Here is a 19,757-nt window from a genome sequence, read left to right on the forward strand (position 1 = left end):
TTATATTTTTTACATAATTGCCCCCGCAAAGAAACTACCGAATTATTTATAAACTTAAAATATTAATATGTCATATCTAAACGTCCCTCGTCTTACATTTTCAGGAGATTTTATTTCAGATGTCTCCACGGTCAACAATGATACACAGCATTACAACAATAGTACCTTTCAATCAAAATACCAAAAACCGAAGACAGAAATAGCAGCTAACGGTTGGTGGAACCCTGAAGGTGGTGCTACTTTTGGTTTTCAGGATTGTCATGTAAAACAAATTATTGGAGAAGATGGTACTAGTACATCAGATCCTTTGTTGGATGATATTATTGGTCAAATAGTTTGTGGTGCTGAAGGAAGAAATTCTGGAAAAATGGTCGATTTAGACCCACAACAACAGATGGTTTCACAACTTTGGGGAGTAACATTTAGAATACTTACTGCCAAGAATGAATTACTACTTGAAGGAAAAATTGACCCTACAGGTTTTAGAAATTTGCAAATGCGTCAGCAAACAGGAGGCAAAGTTAATGGACAACCTTTTGGAGGTACATGGACATCTGTTATTGAAGATGTAGTTTGGGGTGATTTGGCACATAGCTCACCTTTTTTGATGGCATTAAAAAGTAAAACTCAAGAAAATAAACTAAGTATCAATTTAAATGCATTTGGATATTATTACAATCATGCTAAGGATGGTCGATTTTCTTTGGGGCGCATATTAGGAGGTCTAGGACCTTGGTTTACAAATGAACCTAAACTTTTTGCTCCTGCTAGAAGATTATATGGTATTATTGGGGATGCACCAAATGATAATCCAAAAACACAACAGCCTATTTTCTTTGGGGCCTCAAATTTTCTATTTGATAAGAAAAATGCAAGACTCTCTATTGATCTGGGAAGTTCGTTTCCTATATCAGATTCAATGGGGAATATTTCTCTAAATACTAATTTAGTTTTAGCAGTTAGTAAAAAAAGTATTACTTTTTCTGCTAGTGATTCAATTAATCTGGTAACTGGTAATGACGTTCTATTTATTGGTGAAGTTGAGTATGAAAAAGGAGCTGACTGGATTAATACCACTAGTGCTATTTTAGATTTTAATAATCTATCTAATGACGTTGTTTCTGCGCTAGAAGATAATCAATTATTATTACTAGGAAGAGCTTCTATAAATAATATGTATTCAATTATTGCAAGAGAAGCCATTGATGGTATAGTCATAAGAGCCGATAATTTTGTACAGCGTTTAGATACAAACCAAACAAATGAAGTGAGATTATATGCCTATCAGTTTGGGGTACCTCTGCAAAATAAAAACATAACTATTACTCAGGAACCACCTACGGCAGTATCTCCAAAAAAGGATAATCAACCACCTATTTGCGATATACCAGGTAATAACTATCCTGCAGCAGGTTTGACCTTTGACACGACTATTGTCACCGATAATAATGGTCTAGCAATATTAAAATTAACTGGAAATAGTATTAATTGTCCTAGAGAATATCTTGATGGCCAGATTTATACTTTAGATTATCAGCTAACTAACGTACCAATAGATGCAGCTTCGGGGTCTGTAATGCCAGACAATTTTATAGCGATACATCTAAGGGATCATTATGAAATTCCGAATACCCCTGTTTGGTCAGATATTAAGCCTACAATGATTCAGTTTGCAAATTTATATCCAATCATGAGTAAGTTTTTCATCGATTTTAGCGATCCAGATGCGCTTATAGCTAAAAAAGATCTCTTAATTTTTGCATTTGATAGAGATATTCATGACCCTATTTATATGCCTGTAACCCGTGATTTATCAGAAAATAAGAGATTGACTATTTTAAAATGGCTTAATAATCCCATAATTGATGAACAGATTGTTTTATCAACAGAAAAAAAGGTGGTCGATGCAAATCTTGCAGAAGAACTTTTGCAAGCCAAAGCTACTCCTTTAACGGATTATCAAAAACAATTAAAAGACGCAGTAAGAGCCAAAAATGGTTCAAACTTTAGTAGCCCTGAAATTAAGAACCTATTTGAATTTTAAACTATAAAATCATGCTAAAAATAAGCCCTAAATTTGTAAATGCTGTAATCAATGCTGAAAAGTTAGAAGATCTTTTTCCATTGTTACAAAATGCAATCGAACTAGAACACGCTACTATTCCTCCTTATCTAACAGCATTGTTTTCGTTTAAACCCAACACCGAAACTGCTATTAGAAGTGTTATTCACTCTATTGTTATTGAAGAAATGCTGCACATGAGCATAGCAGCAAATATATTGAATGCATTGGGAGGAGAACCTCATATATCAAACCCTAATTTTGTACCAGATTACCCGACACATTTACCTATGGGTATAAGTAAAGGCTTAATTGTCGGTATAGAGAAATATTCTCCCGATTTGGTGAAGAATGTCTTTATGGAAATAGAAGAACCAGAAGACCCATTAGATCTTAGTAAAAGTTTTAAAGCTAATGCTTTGCCAACGTTTAGAACTATTGGAGAATTTTATCAGGCTATACAACAAAAAATAGAAGAAATAGCTCCGGAAATATTGCCTGGCGATCCAAAAAGACAAGTTACTTCTAATTTTTTCGACTCAAATTTATTATATCCTATACATACCAAGGAAGATGCAATAAACGCCATCAATATTATTATTGAACAAGGAGAAGGAACATCAACTTCACCAGTAGATGAAGAAGGAGAAATAGCCCATTATTATAGATTTCAGGAGTTATACCTTCGTAAAAAATTAGTAATAGATCCAAATGCTCCACATGGTTATTCCTATAGCGGTCCAGCTATACCATTTGATGCAAATAACGTACAACCTATGTTTCCTAATACTAAATCCCACATGTTGCCTGAAGGTTCAGAAGAAAGAAGGCAGGTGGATATATTTAATAATTCTTATAGTGATTTACTAAATGGATTGCACCGAACTTTTAATGGTGAGCCTGATTATATTAATAATACAATCGGTGTTATGTTTGATTTAAGATTAACGTGTCAAAAACTAGCTGAAACACCATTTCCAGGAAAAGAAGGATATACTATTGGGCCAACATACGAATTTATCACAACAGCATAAAAATCAGTAATTATTTAACTTATATGAAATTCAAGTCAAAAACAGTAGTCATTAAATTATCGGTGAGCGATATCCTTAAATCTCAAAAATTCTACGAGGAAATTCTAGGATTTAAGGTTGATGAAAAATACACACTTAATTCAGACGGAAATTACGGAACAGAGTCTTTTATACAATTGTATTTAGATCCCAAAGACAAGAATAGTTTTATGCTGGGCTTGTATAAAGATATTGATGTGCCTTTTTATCCATTGCCGGAAACTGGAACTGCACCTACTTTTATTGTAGATGATATCGAAGCAACGCTGGATTATTTTAAAAGCCAGAATGTAGTAATTGATGTAATAGATGGAGAAATAATTATTTCTAATATTTCCGATAAAGGATATGTTGACCAGTTTTTCTTTTTTAGAGATCTGGATAATAATTCTTTGGTAATTCGAGAGAATATTTTGAAGTAAAATATTTTGAAGTAAAATATTATGAAAGTGTAATTAGTAAAGTTATAAGAGCAATGATAGAAACATCAATCAAAACAGATTCTGGAGAAATAATCAAAACAGTAATCCAGAGTAAGCTTTCTGGATCCGAATTGGATTGGTTTGAAAGCAATATTGCCTTTGAAAACAATACACAGTTTTTCCAGACGTTTGGATTAATCTCCAGAAATATCTCTCTCATTATTCCCGAATGGACCTCGCAGGAAAAGGTAGTACTTGAAGAATTATATCCTGGTTTTACGCAGAGTAATTGGGACTTACAGCAACTTTGTCGCTGCTTACTAATGATCCATCTCCCAGCACATCAAAATATTGAAATATTAAAAAACCTGGCAGAGATGGCAGCTATTAAAGAGCTTGTATGTCTTTATAAAGGATTGTTTTTCTTAAAGAATGCTCCTGATTTTGTCTTGATGGTTCAGGAAGGAATAAGAACCAATATGGTTGCTGTTTTTGATGCTATCGCATTAGCAAATCCTTTTGCAGCAAAATATTTGCCGATTGACCCTTGGAATCAATTGATTTTAAAAGCTGTTTTTATGGGACGTCCATTGTATCAAATCATTGATTTAGACTTACGAAAAAACGAGAAATTAGCCTTAATAGTACACGATTACATCCACGAGCGTTGGTCGGCAGGGAGATTAGTATCACCCGAAATATGGAGATTGGTTGCTGGTTATGTAAATCAGGAAATAGCAGCCGATTTAGTAAATGCTATACATAACGGAGATACATTAACAAAGCAAGCTGCTATAAAAACGTTAAAAGAAAGTTCGTTTTATAATGAGAATGAAATTCCCAATGAAGCATTACTTGATAAGTACATCTCATGGGATGAAATAGGAAGACAATATTATTCACAATTAAAAATTTAATATTATGTATTATATAGATCCACATATTCACATGGTATCCAGAACAACTGATGATTACCAAGCTATGCGTGCCGCTGGTATTGTGGCAGTTATTGAACCTGCTTTTTGGTTAGGGCAAGCCCGTACAGAAGCTTCCTCATTCAAGGATTATTTTAGCACTTTGGTAGGTTGGGAAAGATTTAGGGCTTCACAATTTGGGATTAAGCATTATTGTACGATAGGTTTAAATTCTAAAGAAGCAAACAATGAAGCTCTTGCAGAAAAGGTAATGGATTTATTACCTCTATTTGCGGCAAAAGAAGGAGTTGTAGCCATTGGCGAGATCGGTTATGATGATCAAACACCAGCCGAGGATAAATATTTTAGATTACAGATTGAGCTGGCACTAAAATTTAATTTACCGGTAATGGTTCATACACCGCACCGTGATAAAAAAAATGGAACCATTAGGAGCATGGATGTGTTGGAAGAACATGGAATTGCTCCTCATATGGTAGTAATAGATCACAATAACGAAGAAACCGCCAAACAAGTTTTGGATAGGGGATATTGGGCAGCTTTTACAATTTACCCAAATACCAAGATGGGTAATGAACGTATGGTTGAGGTTGTAAAACAATATGGCTCCGAGCGTATTATTGTAGATAGTTCTGCCGATTGGGGTGTAAGCGATCCTTTATCTGTTCCTAAAACAGCTGCCTTAATGCTGGAAAGAGGAATTACCAAAGAAGATGTGCATTTAACCTGTTATAAAAATGCACTTACAGCTTATTCTCAAAGCGGTCAAATGCATGAAGAAGATTGGAAAAATGAAATGACAGTTACACAAGATTCACTCTTTGAAGGAAGTAGTGTTCTTAGAGGTCAAGAAGCCAAGGAAATTGTATATCCGAATATTATTATCGAAAACTAAATGTCCAGCAAATTATTTTATTTATTAACCTTATTGCGTCCTGCAAATATCGTTACTGCAGTGACAGATATTCTTGCGGGTATTGCTATTTCGGGAGTCTTAATTTTTGATACTAATAGTAGTCATTTTATACTTGATCTTTTATTATTAGTACTTTCTACCATTGGTTTATATGGCGGAGGGATTGTATTTAATGATATTTTCGATTTAGAATCAGATACTATAAACCGTCCCGAAAGAGTACTTCCTCGCGGTTTGGTTGGTAAAAAAGAAGCAATTTTGCTAGGATGTTTCATGCTGATAATGGGAATTGGACTTGCCTTTATAGTATCAGTTCTTAGTGGTATTTTGGCACTTATGATTAGTTTTTTGGCCCTTAGTTATGATAAGATAAGTAAACATTATCCAATTGTAGGACCTTTAAATATGGGACTTTGCAGAGGAGGTAATTTGCTTTTAGGGATGAGTATTAGCAATGATGCTGTTTTTAATTATTGGTACATTGGTATTATTCCCATTTTATTTATTGCAGCAATTACACTTACTGCCAAAAAGGAGGCATCCGGAAATAACAAAGCAGCTATACTAGTTGCTTTACTGCTAGATGCTATAGTAGTTGTTTTATTTGTTTATATAGGACACTTACTAGGATTTAGATTTTGGATTTTATTACCCTTTCTTCTTTTTTGGTACGGAATTAATTTTTTTGCAAAATACAAAGCTTTCATCTACAACCAACCAGCTACAATACAAAAGGCTGTTAAGACAGGAGTATTGTCATTAATTCCGCTTAATGCTAGTTATGTAGCAGGTTCAGCAGGATTATTTTTCGCGCTATTAGTATTGGCTTTATTGCCATTATCCATTCTATTATCCAAAAAATTTGCAGTCACCTGATTAAACCTCCCCGAAAATGAAATACCAACACCTACTTCAGCAAAATTTCCAAGTGTCATTTAATTATGACATTATTTTTAGTCGTTCGATATTCGATGTAACCAATTCATCACTTATTGATGTGATTAAAAAGGAACCTGGTTTTCAACAACCCAAAATAGCAATTGTAATTGACAGCGGAGTTGTTGATTGTACAAATCAATTAATTAGTAAGATTATTAATTATTTTAATCAGTATCAATTTGAAGTTACCGAAGCCAATCTGATTATAATTCAGGGAGGAGAGGAAGTTAAGAATGATCCGGATTATATCGAAGCAGTATTGCAATTAATAAATAATAACAAGATAGACAGGCATTCTTTTCTTATAGCAATTGGAGGAGGGGCTGTACTCGATGCAGTGGGTTATGCTGCTGCAATTGCGCATCGTGGAGTGCGCCTTATCCGAATACCTACGACAGTTTTATCTCAAAATGATTCGGGAGTCGGGGTGAAGAATAGTATGAATTATTTTGGCAAAAAAAACTTTCTGGGCACATTTGCTCCACCATATGCTGTACTCAATGATTCTGATTTTTTGACTACTTTAAATGAACGCAATTGGAGATCAGGTATATCCGAAGCCATAAAAGTAGCTCTTATTAAGGATGTATCTTTCTTCGATTGGATAGAAAACAATACGCAAGCACTCAATAATAGAGATGTTCTGGTCATGGAAACACTCATTATTCGTTGTGCCGCTTTACACACCGACCATATCTCTAAAAAAGGAGATCCATTCGAGAAAGGTTCTTCGCGCCCTCTAGATTTTGGACATTGGGCTGCACATAAAATGGAACAACTTACGAATTATGAAATTACGCATGGAGAAGCCGTAGCAATAGGTATAGCGCTAGATGTGACTTATTCTTTTTTATCCCATAAAATTGATAAACCGAGTCTGGATCGAATCTTAAAATGTTTCTTAGCGTTAGGTTTTGCCATAACCCATCCTATTCTTGATACTCATCTTGATGCCGTTATAAAAGGATTAGATGAGTTTAGAGAACATCTTGGCGGTCAGCTTACAATTATGTTGTTAAGTGATATTGGTACAGGCGAAGAAGTACATTCGCTTAGTAATGAATTAATTGCCGAATCGGTTCAATATCTTTATTCATTTTGTTTACTAAATACAGAAGTATGTTAATTAGTGAAAATTGTCATCTAAGTTATTGTACCAATATTCATGCAGGTGAATCTTGGCAAGCTGTTTTTGAAAGTATTGTAACTTATTGCATTCCTCTCAAGAAAGAAGTATCACCGGATAAACCTTTTGGTATTGGCTTGCGTCTTTCGTACCAAGCAGCAACAGAATTAATACAGAATAATAACCTTTTGATTTTTAAAAAGTGGTTGTTGCGCAATGAAATGTATGTGTTTACTCTAAATGGATTTCCATACGGGAATTTTCATAATGAGCCAGTAAAGGATAAAGTTCATTTGCCGGACTGGACAAGTAGTGATAGATTAAAGTATACTCAGTTACTTTTTACTATTCTGGGAGAACTCCTGCCAGCAGGTATAGAAGGGGGAATTTCGACTTCACCACTTTCTTATAAACATTGGTACATAACAGAAGATAGCCTGATAAAAGCCAAGCAAATAGCAACAAAACAATTAGTAGCTGTTGTTGCGCAGTTGGTAGGGTTTTATGAATTCAAAGATATAATAATGCATCTTGATATTGAACCGGAACCCGATGGTATAATCGAAAACAGTGATGAATATATTGCTTTTTTTGAAGATTATTTACTCAGAGAAGGAGCTACATTATTGGCTTCTACTCTTACTTGTAGCTTATTGCAAGCCAGAGAGTATATGCGTAATCATATACAGCTTTGTTATGATGTTTGCCATTTTGCAATAGGTTTTGAAAAGAGCGAAGAAGTACTTCAAAAAATGGAAGACCACGGTTTAAAGATTGGAAAATTACAAATTAGTGCTGCTCTTAAATGCGTTACTTCTGCAACTATATCTATTGATGAACTTCAGCAATGTCTGCGTACTTTTGATGAGCCTACTTATTTACATCAGGCAGTAATTAAAACCACAAGTGGGGAATTGCTCAAGTTTAATGATTTAAATAAAGGAATAGAAGCAATGAAACGTACCGATTTTAAGGAGCTTCGTACACATTTTCACGTACCAATATTTATAGAAGATTACCAACTATTACAATCTACGCAAAATGATATTACTGATATTTTGAAAAGCTGGCGCAAAAAAGAGTTTACGCAGCACTTAGAAATAGAAACCTATACATGGCAAGTTCTCCCTGCTCATTTGCAAGCAGATTTAACCGAATCGATCGAGAGGGAATTAAAATGGGTTATGGATAAAGTAACCGATGAAGTAAGTGTTGTCTAAAAGGAGTTGAGGTTATCACAAAATAAAAATAAAGACATATTAATACCAAAAAAATGCAACAAACAGTCGTTATTAATGTAGTGGGACTTACGACTACTTTACTTCAGGATTCAGAACTTTTTTTGCACCAATGGCTAAAAAAAAATGCGCATTTAAGTATTATTGAACCTGTACTTCCTGCTCTTACCTGTTCGGCTCAAACTACTTATTTAACCGGGAAATGGCCTTCAGAACATGGTATTGTAGGTAATGGATGGTACGATAGGAGTGATGCCGAAGTAAAAATGTGGAAACAGTCAAATAAACTAATACAATCACCACGAATATGGGATCTGGCAAAGAAAATGGATTCCACTTTTACTTGTGCCAATATGTTTTGGTGGTACAATATGTATTCAGATGCCGATTATACAGTAACGCCACGTCCACAATATTGGGCTGATGGACAGAAAAAACCAGATTCCTACTCGAAACCTGCCAATTTAAGAGATCGCTTACAAGGCGAACTAGGGGTATTTCCGCTATTTGATTTTTGGGGTCCAAAAACAACAATACGTTCCAGTCAATGGATTGCCAAAGCATCAAAACTGGTTTATGAATGGTATAATCCTACGCTTACTTTAATTTATTTACCTCATTTAGATTATTGCTGCCAAAAGTACACTCCTAAATCACTTGAAATAGATAAAGATGTAAAAGCCTTAGATAAAGTATGTAAGGATTTAATTGAATTTTATGAAAGTAATGGAGTCCAGATTATTGTCTTATCCGAGTATGGTATTACTAAGGTTACAAATCCGATCCATATTAATAGATTGCTGCGCACGCTGGGATATTTGCAAATAAGGGAAGAACGGGGATTAGAATTATTAGATACAGGCGAGTGTCGCGCTTTTGCACTCGCTGATCATCAGATAACACATATTTATGTAAAAGATAAAAATGATCTTCCAAAGCTCAAAGAGTTACTTGAAAAAATTCCCGGAGTAGCAAAAGTATTGGATGACGCAGGAAAAACAGTACATCATCTCAACCATGAGCGCGCAGGCGATCTTGTACTTGTTGCGAATCAGGATAGTTGGTTTACTTATTATTATTGGTTGGACGATAATGCTGCCCCCGATTTTGCACGGACTGTAGAAATTCATAAAAAAACGGGTTACGACCCTGTGGAGCTATTTCTTGACCCTAAAAAGAAATTTATCTTGCCGCGAATTATTTTAAAATTAATTAGAAAAAAACTTGGATTCCGTACCCTTATGAATGTCATTCCGCTTGACGCTACATTGGTTAATGGCTCTCACGGATGTATTCCCGAAAATGATGCAGATAAGCCCATATTCGTGAGTAAAACAGTTCTAGTTGATAAAATAGAAAGTAACTCTGTATGCCAACACATATTGGATTCTATTTTTAAAAATGCTATAAAATAAATTTGTTTTCATCATTAAGATTTAAGTATAAAAACTTAATTTTTTTTAATGCCAATGATAAAACTATTTCAAGTCCTGTAGTGTGCCTGATTGTAAATCGATGAGAAAATGATTGGCAGGATCACTATTAGAAAACTTATTAAAGATGATCAAGAAAAGACTCAATTTTTGCTGAATTGAATTTTCACTTATTTGATTTTCGTCTTTATGGTTTTCAAAAAAAGTTCTCGATAGTAATTGATATTGTTTCATTCTCTCTTTTCCGATATCGATAAATGCCAATTGGTCGGCACTACGAATGCGGTAAAAATCTACAATAAAATCAAAACCAGTCCATTTTTTAAAATCACTTTCTTTCAGATTATTTTTCTTTAAAAAAGCATTCATTTTTATTTTGGCGGAAGCCCATTCTTTCTTGAACTCATTTCTGTTTTTAAGGATATAATCATAATCTTTATTCGATTCGATATTTGCCAAAATCAGCAACTCATTGCCTGAAGTAGAAAGAAGAAAATCTTTGAAAGGAATTGGCCAATCATCCGATAGAAAACGCAAACGAACTAACTCTTTCAAATGAAAATCGGTAAAATCATGGTAGTTTTTTGTTTTTAGAATATCATAATTCCAAATATCTTTTTTGTTTTGACTCTTTAAAAAATTATATTCCATTTTATACAAATCAAAGAGTTCATCATAACGTGGGACATTATTGATGGGTATAGTTTCTATTTCGATTTTATCGGATGATTTTATGGTGAGTAATTTGTAAGCTGGGATATATGCAGCCAGTGAAGGCGTTTGTATATTTACAAGTGTATTGCCTTTTTCTGTTTTGCGTAATCCCGTATCATTAATATGCATATGTCCTCCAAAGTGAATCTTAAGCCCAGCATTTGCAAATGTTTGCGCAACTTCTTCTTGTGGTACCCGGTTTAATTGAAATTTATCTGCCCCCATAAATTGTTTTATTTCTGCAGAGGCATCATCATTAAAGTCAATCATTGGGAAATGACTAAAAGCTATTAAAGTTTTGCCTTTTTTTTTGGCCTCTTCTGCTATTTTCTGTATCCATGTTACCAAATGTTTTTTATGAGAAAGAACATTGTTATATCCCATACTGGCTTCCGAATAATTTTTGGAATCTTTAGGATCAGCCGTAGCATTTTCCTTTGGAATATATACATTCCCATCAATTGCCAATAACCAAAGTCCTTCTATAGGTTCGACCACATAACTTACATCGGGAACAGTATAGCCAGGTGCGACTTCATAGTTTCTATTGGATAACACAGCAGCTTCAACAGCTTTATCATAGCTATAATTCTCTAGTGAATAGGTTGTAAATGGTGTTGCCCAAAATTTATAATTTTTCTTAGGGAAGAAACCAAAATCTTTAAGATAATTGGTGATACCGAGATATCCCATTTTGGCAATATCCGGACTTATAACAACAGGAAGTTCCAGTGTATTATTGGATTGATATAAATCTCTTTGGCTAAAAATAGGTTGCGATTTCCCACCGTTTCCTAGAAAATCATTCTTACCCGATTCTTGTGCAAATGGACCAACAGGATCATGGTTTCCAGTTGTAATAAAGAATTCAATACCATATTTGGCGGTGTATTGATCGAGGATTTTTTGTAAACCTTTTACGTGAATTGGTTGTCCATCGTCGCTATAATCGCCGGGAAGTGCTACAAGTTTTATGTTTCGCTTTGCAATATCATCCAGTGCAGCTATGAAAGCATAATAATTCTCGTTAAAAATTCGTGTAGAATGCAGTTGCGCATCCATGGTTCGTATAAGTGTGTATTTGCCATTCTTAGGATTTAGTAATCCTTTGTAATCAGTATTGGATAATGTTCCATATAAATCTTGTAAATGAACATCGGCAAGAAAAGCAATTTGTAATCCTTTTAATTCGTTTTGAGCAGTCAACCGAACTGAAATTCCATATAATAGGATTAAAAAATAAACCAAGGACTTCTTCATTATGCTTTTGGGATTAAATAAGAAGTTGCAAGTATAGGTAATAGAGGGCAGTTTTTTTTTAAGAGAATGTTACCTAAATATAATCGTTTAGTGTACTGTTTGTAAAATCACAAAATTAAGCTTGAAAGGGATTTTTATGTCTTTTAATATTCAATACATTAGCAAAAAAAATATCAATCCACGTTACTTAAAAAGTGAATGACCATAATGGTTATTCGCTTTTTTTGCTTAGTTAAATGTTAATAGCATTTATTAAAAAATAAATTGAATTAGTTTATACTAAAAACCCCTTTCGAACTACGCCGAAAGGGATTTTACTGAAATGATAATTAGAATAAATTATAAGAATCTTTAATTTATTTTCTAAAAGAAATCAAGGTTTGTAATAATACAGATATCATAACAAATGATAAACCAATATAAAAAGATAAATTCAGTTCCTTACTTTCATTAAAGAATATAAATGCCAGTATAATTGCATATACAGGTTCAAGATTAAAGCTTAAATTCACAGTAAATGCTGCTATGTGTTTTAAAGATTCAGCAAACAATACGTAGAGTCCAACGGTGCAAAAGGACGCTAGTAAGATGAGGTAATAAGTATCTTTTAAACTTGGGATTATACTATGTACAGGAAAAAAATGAAGATAAAAGGGAAGTAAAATCCCCAGACCTATCGTTCCTCCAATCATTTGATAATAATTAACGAGTCTGCTGTCATAGCTCTTTACCAGTTTCTCATTGTATATGGTGTAAAGCGCCGCTAGAGCCGATGATATTACACCCAGCATTATTCCTAATTGATACGATGAATCAAAATGGAAAATTAAGGCGATACCCAATAATGTAATTACGCTTAACATTAATTCTGACATACTAAATTTATGTCTATTAATTAAAGGGCCAAAAATAGCTGTGAAAAAACTAGTCAAACAATAACAAACTACACCCACAGAAATGTTTGAGTACTTGATACTGGCATAGAAAAATACCCAATGTATTGCGATAAGTATCCCGATTTTTGCGATATCAATTTTTTCTTTCAACTTAATATTCGTTGATATCCGGAATAATTTTACAATTAGTAATAAAATAATAGAAGAGAAAAATACTCTATACCAAACTAGGAGCCCTTCATTAAGGGATATAAGCTTACCGAATATACCAGTAAAGCCAGCGAGCATTACAGCGAAGTGTAATACCAAATATGATTTTTTCATAAGAATTGTCTACCTGTCTCTAAAGACGAGGATTAAGAATTAATAAATAAAGTGAGTTGTAAGCATAGCCAAACTGCCAATAAATAAATCGGCCAAAGACTACATAGTTTACAACATATGTTAGTTATTAAATTCTTGGTGGAGGAAGACAGCCCTTTCTGTTCATATCTGAAAAATTTTAAACAAAAATAGTAAAAAAAATAACTCTACAACTTTTTGAAATCGGTAGGCTTCATGTTTTTTCTTTTCTTAAAGTAATTTGATAAATGACTTTCATCGGTAAAACCAAATTCGTAGGCAATTTGCTTGATAGGCATTTGGTTATTGGATATTCTTTTCTCAATTAATGTTGTTCTTAAATTATTAATGTAGTCACGATAACTAATGGAGAATGTTCTTTTAAAATAGGCACTAAAATAGGTTTGGGCTATATTAAAATGAGCCGAAATTGTTTTTATCTGAACTAATTTTGGATAATAGATATTCTGATGAATATAGGATGTAATTTGTTCATTATCGATATGATTTCCTTTAATCTGTAGGTTCATGCCGCGTATTGTTTCCTTGATTAACCCAAAAATGGAAAGAATTTGATAAAATACAATTGGCGATGTTGTTACGTCAATTCTACTGTTATAAGCTGTAATGTTTTCTATAGTATTTTTTAGAATTGTTTTACAAGGCTCGTCTAATTTCAGGACTGTTTCTTTAAGTAGTTTGTCCCGCATAAATCCTTCGGGTGTATTGAGTAATAAATCATCGCAGAAAAGACTTTTATTAGAATTAAAATAATTATCGGTAAATTTTATATATACAAATCGGGTGCATTTTTTTATATCAAAATAATGCTCGTCGTCTGGAGATATTACAAATAAATCACCTGATTTGTAAGGAAGTAAATTTTTGTTTATATGATGGATTCCAGAGCCTTTCATGATGTAAATAATCTCATAATAGGTATGACTATGAAAAGGAAGATGAAATTTTTCTTCTTCAAATTCATCTATGACAAGAGTTTTGAATTGATTTAATTTCGGCATTGCTTTATATGTACAAGTTTATGTCGTAAATATACAATTTATTTTGTGTTCATCAGAAGTAAATTTGTCCCATAGAAAATTTATTCCTTTTCTTTAAAAAATCAAATGAAAAAAAGTCTTATTGCGCTCTCATTGGGCGGTTTAACTATTGGGATTACAGAGTTTGTGATGATGGGCTTGTTGCCAGACATTGCCTTGGATATGAAAGTTACAATTCCTGTGGCTGGATATTTAATTTCGGCATATGCTTTAGGAGTTGTAATTGGTGCTCCATTATTAGTAATTCTTGGCAGAAATTATCCACCAAAAAAAATGCTTTTAATTCTAGCAATTATGCTTGCTGCATTTAATGCACTTTCTATTATTGCACCTACTTACGAAATATTATTTGCTTCGAGATTACTCTCGGGGTTACCTCATGGTGCCTTTTTTGGAGTTGGAGCAGTTGTTGCAAGTCGTTTAGCCGATAAAGGTAAAGAAGCACAAGCAGTTTCTATAATGTTTGCCGGGTTAACACTGGCTAATTTAATCGGAGTTCCAATTGGTACCTATATAGGTCATCATTTTTTATGGCGTTATACATTTGTGCTTATTGCTATAATTGGATTACTTACGTTTCTTTTTATTTATTTATGGATGCCAAATTTAGAGTCTAATAAAAATGGTAGTATAAAAATTCAATTACAGTTTTTTAAGAAAACCGAAGCATGGTTAATTATTGCAATAACAGGAATTGGTTCCGGAGGTTTGTTTGCGTGGATTAGTTACATCGCACCTTTGCTTACGAATGTTTCTAAATTTTCATCAGAAAGTGTTCCTTATATTTTAATTTTGGCAGGATTGGGAATGGTAATCGGAAATTTTATTGGAGGTAAACTAGCCGATAAATTCTCTCCGGCTACAATAATAATAACGTTGCTTTTTGTTATGGCGATAGATTTACTTTTGGTTTATTCTTTCTCGTATAATCAATACGCTTCTTTATTTCTGACGTTTTTAACGGGTTGTGTTTCGTTTTCGATTGTAGCACCAATCCAAATGTTAATGATTCAAACAGCAACTGGCGCCGAAATGATTGCTTCGGCGGCAATTCAGGCAAGCTTTAATATAGGAAATGCGTTAGGTGCTTTTTTAGGGGGATTACCTTTAATTGCAGGATATAATTATGCTTCTCCAAATTTAATAGGAGTAGGAATGGCGATTTTGGGAATACTCTTTACTTTTATATTTATACAAAGGAAAAAGAGTGCGTTGCAGACGCAAAGAGCTTAAATAAAAGCACAAAAAAACTCCAATGAAAATTGGAGTTTTTTTATAGCTATTAATGAGTTACATGTAAATCAAAGCTACTTACTTATTGTATTTCAAAAATTACCGGAGCTGTTCTTGGTAATAAATAACTACCCGCTCCAACGAGTTTAGTATTAATCTCCGAGATAGTAACTTGATCACCTCTGCCTGCTTTTGAAAGTACAGATTTACATTGTGCATTTAATTTATTGCCAGAAACAACAATTGTAGGTTGTCCGGTAACTTTTAAATTAAATCCAACAACATCTAATCCAACTTCGAAATCAAAATCAACTAATTTAGCGCCAACCGTTGCTACTTCTAGATTTGATTTAGGTCCTTTTACAACACCCATTTCTCCTCTAATAGTTCCAGTTGGACTTGGAATACCTTTAATTCTAAAAGTTTTCTTATCAGAAACAGTAGAACCATTAGGCAATGTTCCAGTTACAACAATAGTTGTTTCAGTTCCTGTACCCGGGCTCATATTGTATTTTCCTGCTTTACCCGCAGAAGATAATCCTGGAGCACTTACTACAACTTTATTATCTGCAACACCTGCAAATGATACTGAAATTGGGTTAACAACTCCTCTGTAAACTACATTCATTTTATCTGCAGAAATAGTAGCTGAGTTTGGTTTAGGAACTACAACATAGTTTCCAGAAAATTTAAGTGGAATTGTTTTTCCATCTTCCAAGAATGTAAATTGACCATTAATACTTTGTTCTCCAATTCCACCTGCAGTCATAGATATAATGGCTTGACCATTAGCATCAATTTTACCTGGACCTGAAAAGGAAGTAGGTTTTGTGTTTTCGTCATAACGACCTAAAACAACTTTACCTGTAACAGTTTCTCCTTGAAAGTACGCACTTTTATCAAGAACTACAATTGCTTGGTAATTACTGTAAGATGCAGCAGCAACCGCAGCTTTTCCTAAAGCAGCACTATAAACATCTGATTCTGCTTTTTGAACGTCATTTTGCCAAGCAGACAGTTTTGCAACTGAAGCAACTGCTGGAAAACCTTTAAAGTGATAGGTTAAATATTTGTCTTTTAAACCTTCTTTATTTTTAACATCAGAAGTATCAAATTTATTATCAATCTCAGTTATAATTGCGCTGTACTTTTTATCAGTCAATGCAGCTTTCATATCAGCTTTATATTTGTCGATCTTAGCAATAATCTCGTTGCCTTTTGCAGTATAACCTTCTCCAGTAAACCAATTGTCTATAGTATCGCCTTTGTCCATAGACTCGTAAGGTAATTTTCCAGTTGTTTTATCTACTTCAAATCCTTTTACTACATCGGCTTTTAATGTGCTTATGTAATTAAAAAATTCTTTAGTTATAGTTTCTACTTTGTGAGCTGTTCCTGCAGCCATTGCAAACTCTCCTTTTGCTTCAGCAGCTTTCTGATCTAATGAAGACAACATTTGTTCATTGCTTGCTGTTGCTGCAGAATTAGAACTTTCAAATTTTTCATTCATTAAGCCAAAAGCAGATAATACTTCTTTTGACATATTCATTGCCAACATTGCGATGAAAACCAGATACATCAGGTTAATCATCTTTTGTCTGGGGGTTAATTTTCCTCCTGCCATATTTTCTAAATAATTAGTTTATTAATGATAATTGTCTTTTAACTAATTATCCTTTATTATTCATAGCCGAAAGCATACCACCATAAACATTGTTTAAAGAAGCAATATTTGCAGTCATTGATTGCATTTGCTCTTTTAATTTAGTTGCGTTTTCTGCAATTTCTTTGTTCGCTTCTGCATTTCTTGAAGCACTTTCCAATTGAACTTTATATAAACTATTTAATGACTCCATTTGCGTAGCAGCTGTAGACAACTCTTCGCTGTATTTTTTAGTAGAAGCAATTGAATCAACTGTTGGAGCAATACCTTTAGCAGCAGATTCAAAGTTTTTGATACTGTTACCTAAGCTTGACATAAGTTCTCCGTCGATTTTAGCTTCTTTAAGCATAACATCTAATTTTTGAGATAACAAACCTTGTGTATCAGCTGTAGTATCAACTTTTGCGGTTTTAGTTTTTGCTTGTCCATTAGCCAATTCTGGATATGCTAATGTCCAATCTAATTCATCATCAACTGGTTCAAAAGCAGAAAGTGCGAAAATTAATGCCTCTGTTACTAATCCAATTGAAAGCATCAATGTACCTGTTAAAGGTCCAATTTCAAAATGGGTGATCTTGAATAAAGCTCCAATAATTACTACTGCTGCTCCCATACCGTAAGCGAAATTCATCACTTTTTTACTTAATAATGCCATAATTTGTCTTTTTTCTTGTTATTTGTTTCCATATAAAATGATATGGGTTTTGTTTAATAAAATTTGATTGTTTGAAGCGGCAAAAGTATTTATAAATTATAGCTGTTATTGATGGTAAACGTTTTTATACTTATAAATTAAGACTTTTTTTATTTGTAAATTATTGTATTTCAGTTTGTTTGTAGTGTAGTTGTAACCAAGTATGATTATTTAGTATATCAAGTACTGAGAGATTGAGAGAAAAACAAAATCTAAGATGTTATATAAGCTCCTTAGGATGTAAAATAAAAGGTTATTTTTACTATATTAAGTTCAGTTTTTACATTATCAATATAAATTAATTTTAGAATGAATAATAGAAAAAGGCTAAAGGCAGTGTCTTACGGAGAAGTACTTTGGGATGTTTTTGGGAATGAAAAGAAAATAGGCGGTGCTCCACTTAATGTTGCTTTGCGAATGAAAACCCTGGGTTGTGATGTTGCTATGATAAGTTGTGTAGGAAATGATCCAGACGGAGTTGCTATTGTAGATCAGGTTAAAAGCTTAGGCTTGGAAACCAGTACTATTGTTAAATCTGAAGAATTTCCAACAGGATTAGTTCAGGTTTCATTAAACAAAATGGGATCGGCAAGTTATGAGATAAATTATCCATCGGCTTGGGATAAGATAATTCTAAATGATTCTGCTAAAAAACTTGTTGGAGATGCCGATGTGCTTATTTATGGAAGTTTGGTTTGCAGGGATGAAGTATCGCGTTTGTCATTAGAAGAATTACTTCAAAATGATGTATATAAAGTTTTTGATGTCAATTTAAGAAAACCACATTACACTTATGATATAATCGAAAAACTAATGAAATCTGCCAATTTTATAAAGTTTAATGACGAAGAGTTGTTAGAAATAGCTTTGGCTATGGGATCTCCTTTTACTGATTTGGAGGATAATATGGCATTTATTGCCAAAAAAACAAACTCCAAAGCGATGTGTGTTACCAAAGGAAAACATGGGGCATCTTTGTTATGGGAAGGGAATTTATTTCATAATAGCGGTTATTCAATTAAGGTTGCAGACACAGTAGGGGCAGGAGATTCTTTTCTGGCAGCATTGATTACTTCATTGCTTACGGATACAGATCCGCAAAAATCAATAGATTTTGCTTGTGCAGTTGGGGCTTTAGTTGCCGAAGCTGTTGGCGCAAATCCTGAAATTTCTTATTCTAAAATAGAAGAACTGATACGTAAAGGATCTTAGTTATTTTAAGGTTCAAAGCTCGATAAAGATTGTGGATTTTTTGGTGAGACCTCTCCTTTCTCGTGATGAGAGGATTGAGAAAAAACAAGATTGAGAGTATATACTCATTTTTAATTCGATTCAGCTAAACTTTCTATCTCATTAGCACTTTTTTCTAGCATAGTTTCTTTATGTTGTGCTCCCCAATTGCTTAATTGGCACCATATCGGAACCAGTTTTTTACTTATATCAGTGAGTTCATATTCTACACGAGGAGGAACTTCGGCATAAACAGTACGTTTTACCATTCCATCGCGCTCTAATTCTCTTAGTTGTAGAGTAAGCATGCGTTCCGTAATATTAGATATCTGGTTTCTTAATTCACCAAATCTTAGTTTTCCTATTTCAAGTTTACAAAGTATCAATAACTTCCATCGCCCACCTACAAGGCATACGGCGTAGGTAAGATTACATGTTGTTATGTAATTTCTATTCTCTGTGTTGGTAGATGTTTCCTTGCGTTTAGCCATTACTTACTTTTTTGTTAGTACCCTACAAT

Annotated in this window: 17 protein-coding genes; 11 read left to right on the forward strand and 6 right to left on the reverse strand. The window is 33.6% G+C overall.

Features of this window, described 5'->3' with window-relative positions:
* The first annotated feature begins 67 nt into the window (after positions 1-67).
* The 9 genes from OIU83_RS12970 to OIU83_RS13010 are packed head-to-tail and all read left to right on the forward strand — an operon-like array spanning position 68 to position 10,126.
* Positions 68-2,044, forward strand: coding sequence for a hypothetical protein (locus OIU83_RS12970; RefSeq protein WP_264206685.1), 1,977 nt, complete (start codon positions 68-70; stop codon positions 2,042-2,044).
* A gap of 11 nt (positions 2,045-2,055) precedes the next feature.
* Positions 2,056-3,096: a ferritin-like domain-containing protein gene (locus OIU83_RS12975; RefSeq protein ID WP_264206686.1), complete on the forward strand. Its 1,041-nt coding sequence runs from the start codon at positions 2,056-2,058 to the stop codon at positions 3,094-3,096.
* Between the two features lie 23 nt (positions 3,097-3,119).
* Complete coding sequence (locus tag OIU83_RS12980) at positions 3,120-3,557, forward strand: VOC family protein (RefSeq protein ID WP_264206687.1); 438 nt, start codon at positions 3,120-3,122, stop codon at positions 3,555-3,557.
* Between the two features lie 53 nt (positions 3,558-3,610).
* On the forward strand, positions 3,611-4,474 hold the full coding sequence (locus tag OIU83_RS12985) for an EboA domain-containing protein (protein WP_264206688.1): 864 nt from the start codon (positions 3,611-3,613) through the stop codon (positions 4,472-4,474).
* A 4-nt stretch (positions 4,475-4,478) separates the two neighbouring features.
* Positions 4,479-5,387, forward strand: coding sequence for a TatD family hydrolase (locus tag OIU83_RS12990; protein WP_264206689.1), 909 nt, complete (start codon positions 4,479-4,481; stop codon positions 5,385-5,387).
* Positions 5,388-6,284, forward strand: a complete 897-nt coding sequence (eboC, locus tag OIU83_RS12995) for a UbiA-like protein EboC (protein WP_264206690.1) — start codon at positions 5,388-5,390, stop codon at positions 6,282-6,284.
* Between the two features lie 16 nt (positions 6,285-6,300).
* The gene (locus tag OIU83_RS13000) at positions 6,301-7,473 is read left to right on the forward strand and encodes a 3-dehydroquinate synthase (protein WP_264206691.1); all 1,173 of its coding nucleotides are present in this window, start codon (positions 6,301-6,303) and stop codon (positions 7,471-7,473) included.
* Entirely contained in the window at positions 7,467-8,693 is a 1,227-nt protein-coding gene (gene eboE, locus OIU83_RS13005) for a metabolite traffic protein EboE (protein ID WP_264206692.1), read from the forward strand. The genes OIU83_RS13000 and eboE overlap by 7 nt, the downstream gene beginning before the upstream one ends.
* Before the next feature lie 53 nt (positions 8,694-8,746).
* Positions 8,747-10,126, forward strand: coding sequence for an alkaline phosphatase family protein (locus tag OIU83_RS13010; RefSeq protein ID WP_264206693.1), 1,380 nt, complete (start codon positions 8,747-8,749; stop codon positions 10,124-10,126).
* A gap of 63 nt (positions 10,127-10,189) precedes the next feature.
* Here OIU83_RS13010 and OIU83_RS13015 read toward each other — a convergent pair whose 3' ends face one another.
* The 3 genes from OIU83_RS13015 to OIU83_RS13025 form a co-directional block, all read right to left on the reverse strand.
* Positions 10,190-12,118 (reverse strand): metallophosphoesterase family protein, encoded by a 1,929-nt coding sequence (locus OIU83_RS13015; protein WP_264206694.1) that lies wholly within the window; start codon positions 12,116-12,118, stop codon positions 10,190-10,192.
* 356 nt (positions 12,119-12,474) lie between these two features.
* Complete coding sequence (locus OIU83_RS13020) at positions 12,475-13,338, reverse strand: DMT family transporter (RefSeq protein ID WP_264206695.1); 864 nt, start codon at positions 13,336-13,338, stop codon at positions 12,475-12,477.
* A 206-nt stretch (positions 13,339-13,544) separates the two neighbouring features.
* Positions 13,545-14,378: an AraC family transcriptional regulator gene (locus OIU83_RS13025; protein WP_264206696.1), complete on the reverse strand. Its 834-nt coding sequence runs from the start codon at positions 14,376-14,378 to the stop codon at positions 13,545-13,547.
* Between the two features lie 105 nt (positions 14,379-14,483).
* Between OIU83_RS13025 and OIU83_RS13030 the strand changes: the two genes are divergently transcribed.
* A complete protein-coding gene (locus OIU83_RS13030) occupies positions 14,484-15,650 on the forward strand; it encodes an MFS transporter (RefSeq protein WP_264206697.1) in 1,167 nt (388 codons plus the stop codon).
* 82 nt (positions 15,651-15,732) lie between these two features.
* On the opposite strand, the gene porM is transcribed toward OIU83_RS13030, so the two are convergent.
* Both porM and porL read right to left on the reverse strand, forming a co-directional pair.
* The gene (porM, locus tag OIU83_RS13035) at positions 15,733-17,274 is read right to left on the reverse strand and encodes a type IX secretion system motor protein PorM/GldM (protein ID WP_264206698.1); all 1,542 of its coding nucleotides are present in this window, start codon (positions 17,272-17,274) and stop codon (positions 15,733-15,735) included.
* Positions 17,275-17,320: 46 nt separating this feature from the next.
* On the reverse strand, positions 17,321-17,968 hold the full coding sequence (gene porL, locus OIU83_RS13040; RefSeq protein ID WP_264206699.1) for a type IX secretion system motor protein PorL/GldL: 648 nt from the start codon (positions 17,966-17,968) through the stop codon (positions 17,321-17,323).
* A gap of 348 nt (positions 17,969-18,316) precedes the next feature.
* Between porL and OIU83_RS13045 the strand changes: the two genes are divergently transcribed.
* Positions 18,317-19,219: a carbohydrate kinase family protein gene (locus OIU83_RS13045; protein WP_264206700.1), complete on the forward strand. Its 903-nt coding sequence runs from the start codon at positions 18,317-18,319 to the stop codon at positions 19,217-19,219.
* Between the two features lie 110 nt (positions 19,220-19,329).
* Here the strand turns inward: OIU83_RS13045 and OIU83_RS13050 are convergent, their stop codons facing one another.
* On the reverse strand, positions 19,330-19,728 hold the full coding sequence (locus OIU83_RS13050) for a winged helix-turn-helix transcriptional regulator (RefSeq protein ID WP_264206701.1): 399 nt from the start codon (positions 19,726-19,728) through the stop codon (positions 19,330-19,332).
* Positions 19,729-19,757: the final 29 nt, after the last annotated feature.

The sequence above is a fragment of the Flavobacterium shii genome, from assembly GCF_025847235.1.
Lineage (GTDB): Bacteria > Bacteroidota > Bacteroidia > Flavobacteriales > Flavobacteriaceae > Flavobacterium > Flavobacterium shii.

Bases quoted from the DNA above. Each gene is read 5' to 3' on its own strand.
- eboE (WP_264206692.1), top strand. From the start codon at position 7,467: ATGTTAATTAGTGAAAATTGTCATCTAAGTTATTGTACCAATATTCAT.
- OIU83_RS12985 (WP_264206688.1), top strand. From the start codon at position 3,611: ATGATAGAAACATCAATCAAAACAGATTCTGGAGAAATAATCAAAACA.
- OIU83_RS13010 (WP_264206693.1), top strand. From the start codon at position 8,747: ATGCAACAAACAGTCGTTATTAATGTAGTGGGACTTACGACTACTTTA.
- OIU83_RS13020 (WP_264206695.1), bottom strand. From the start codon at position 13,338: ATGAAAAAATCATATTTGGTATTACACTTCGCTGTAATGCTCGCTGGC.
- OIU83_RS12970 (WP_264206685.1), top strand. From the start codon at position 68: ATGTCATATCTAAACGTCCCTCGTCTTACATTTTCAGGAGATTTTATT.
- OIU83_RS13015 (WP_264206694.1), bottom strand. From the start codon at position 12,118: ATGAAGAAGTCCTTGGTTTATTTTTTAATCCTATTATATGGAATTTCA.
- eboC (WP_264206690.1), top strand. From the start codon at position 5,388: ATGTCCAGCAAATTATTTTATTTATTAACCTTATTGCGTCCTGCAAAT.
- OIU83_RS13000 (WP_264206691.1), top strand. From the start codon at position 6,301: ATGAAATACCAACACCTACTTCAGCAAAATTTCCAAGTGTCATTTAAT.
- OIU83_RS13025 (WP_264206696.1), bottom strand. From the start codon at position 14,378: ATGCCGAAATTAAATCAATTCAAAACTCTTGTCATAGATGAATTTGAA.
- OIU83_RS13045 (WP_264206700.1), top strand. From the start codon at position 18,317: ATGAATAATAGAAAAAGGCTAAAGGCAGTGTCTTACGGAGAAGTACTT.
- porL (WP_264206699.1), bottom strand. From the start codon at position 17,968: ATGGCATTATTAAGTAAAAAAGTGATGAATTTCGCTTACGGTATGGGA.
- OIU83_RS12975 (WP_264206686.1), top strand. From the start codon at position 2,056: ATGCTAAAAATAAGCCCTAAATTTGTAAATGCTGTAATCAATGCTGAA.
- porM (WP_264206698.1), bottom strand. From the start codon at position 17,274: ATGGCAGGAGGAAAATTAACCCCCAGACAAAAGATGATTAACCTGATG.
- OIU83_RS13030 (WP_264206697.1), top strand. From the start codon at position 14,484: ATGAAAAAAAGTCTTATTGCGCTCTCATTGGGCGGTTTAACTATTGGG.
- OIU83_RS13050 (WP_264206701.1), bottom strand. From the start codon at position 19,728: ATGGCTAAACGCAAGGAAACATCTACCAACACAGAGAATAGAAATTAC.
- OIU83_RS12990 (WP_264206689.1), top strand. From the start codon at position 4,479: ATGTATTATATAGATCCACATATTCACATGGTATCCAGAACAACTGAT.
- OIU83_RS12980 (WP_264206687.1), top strand. From the start codon at position 3,120: ATGAAATTCAAGTCAAAAACAGTAGTCATTAAATTATCGGTGAGCGAT.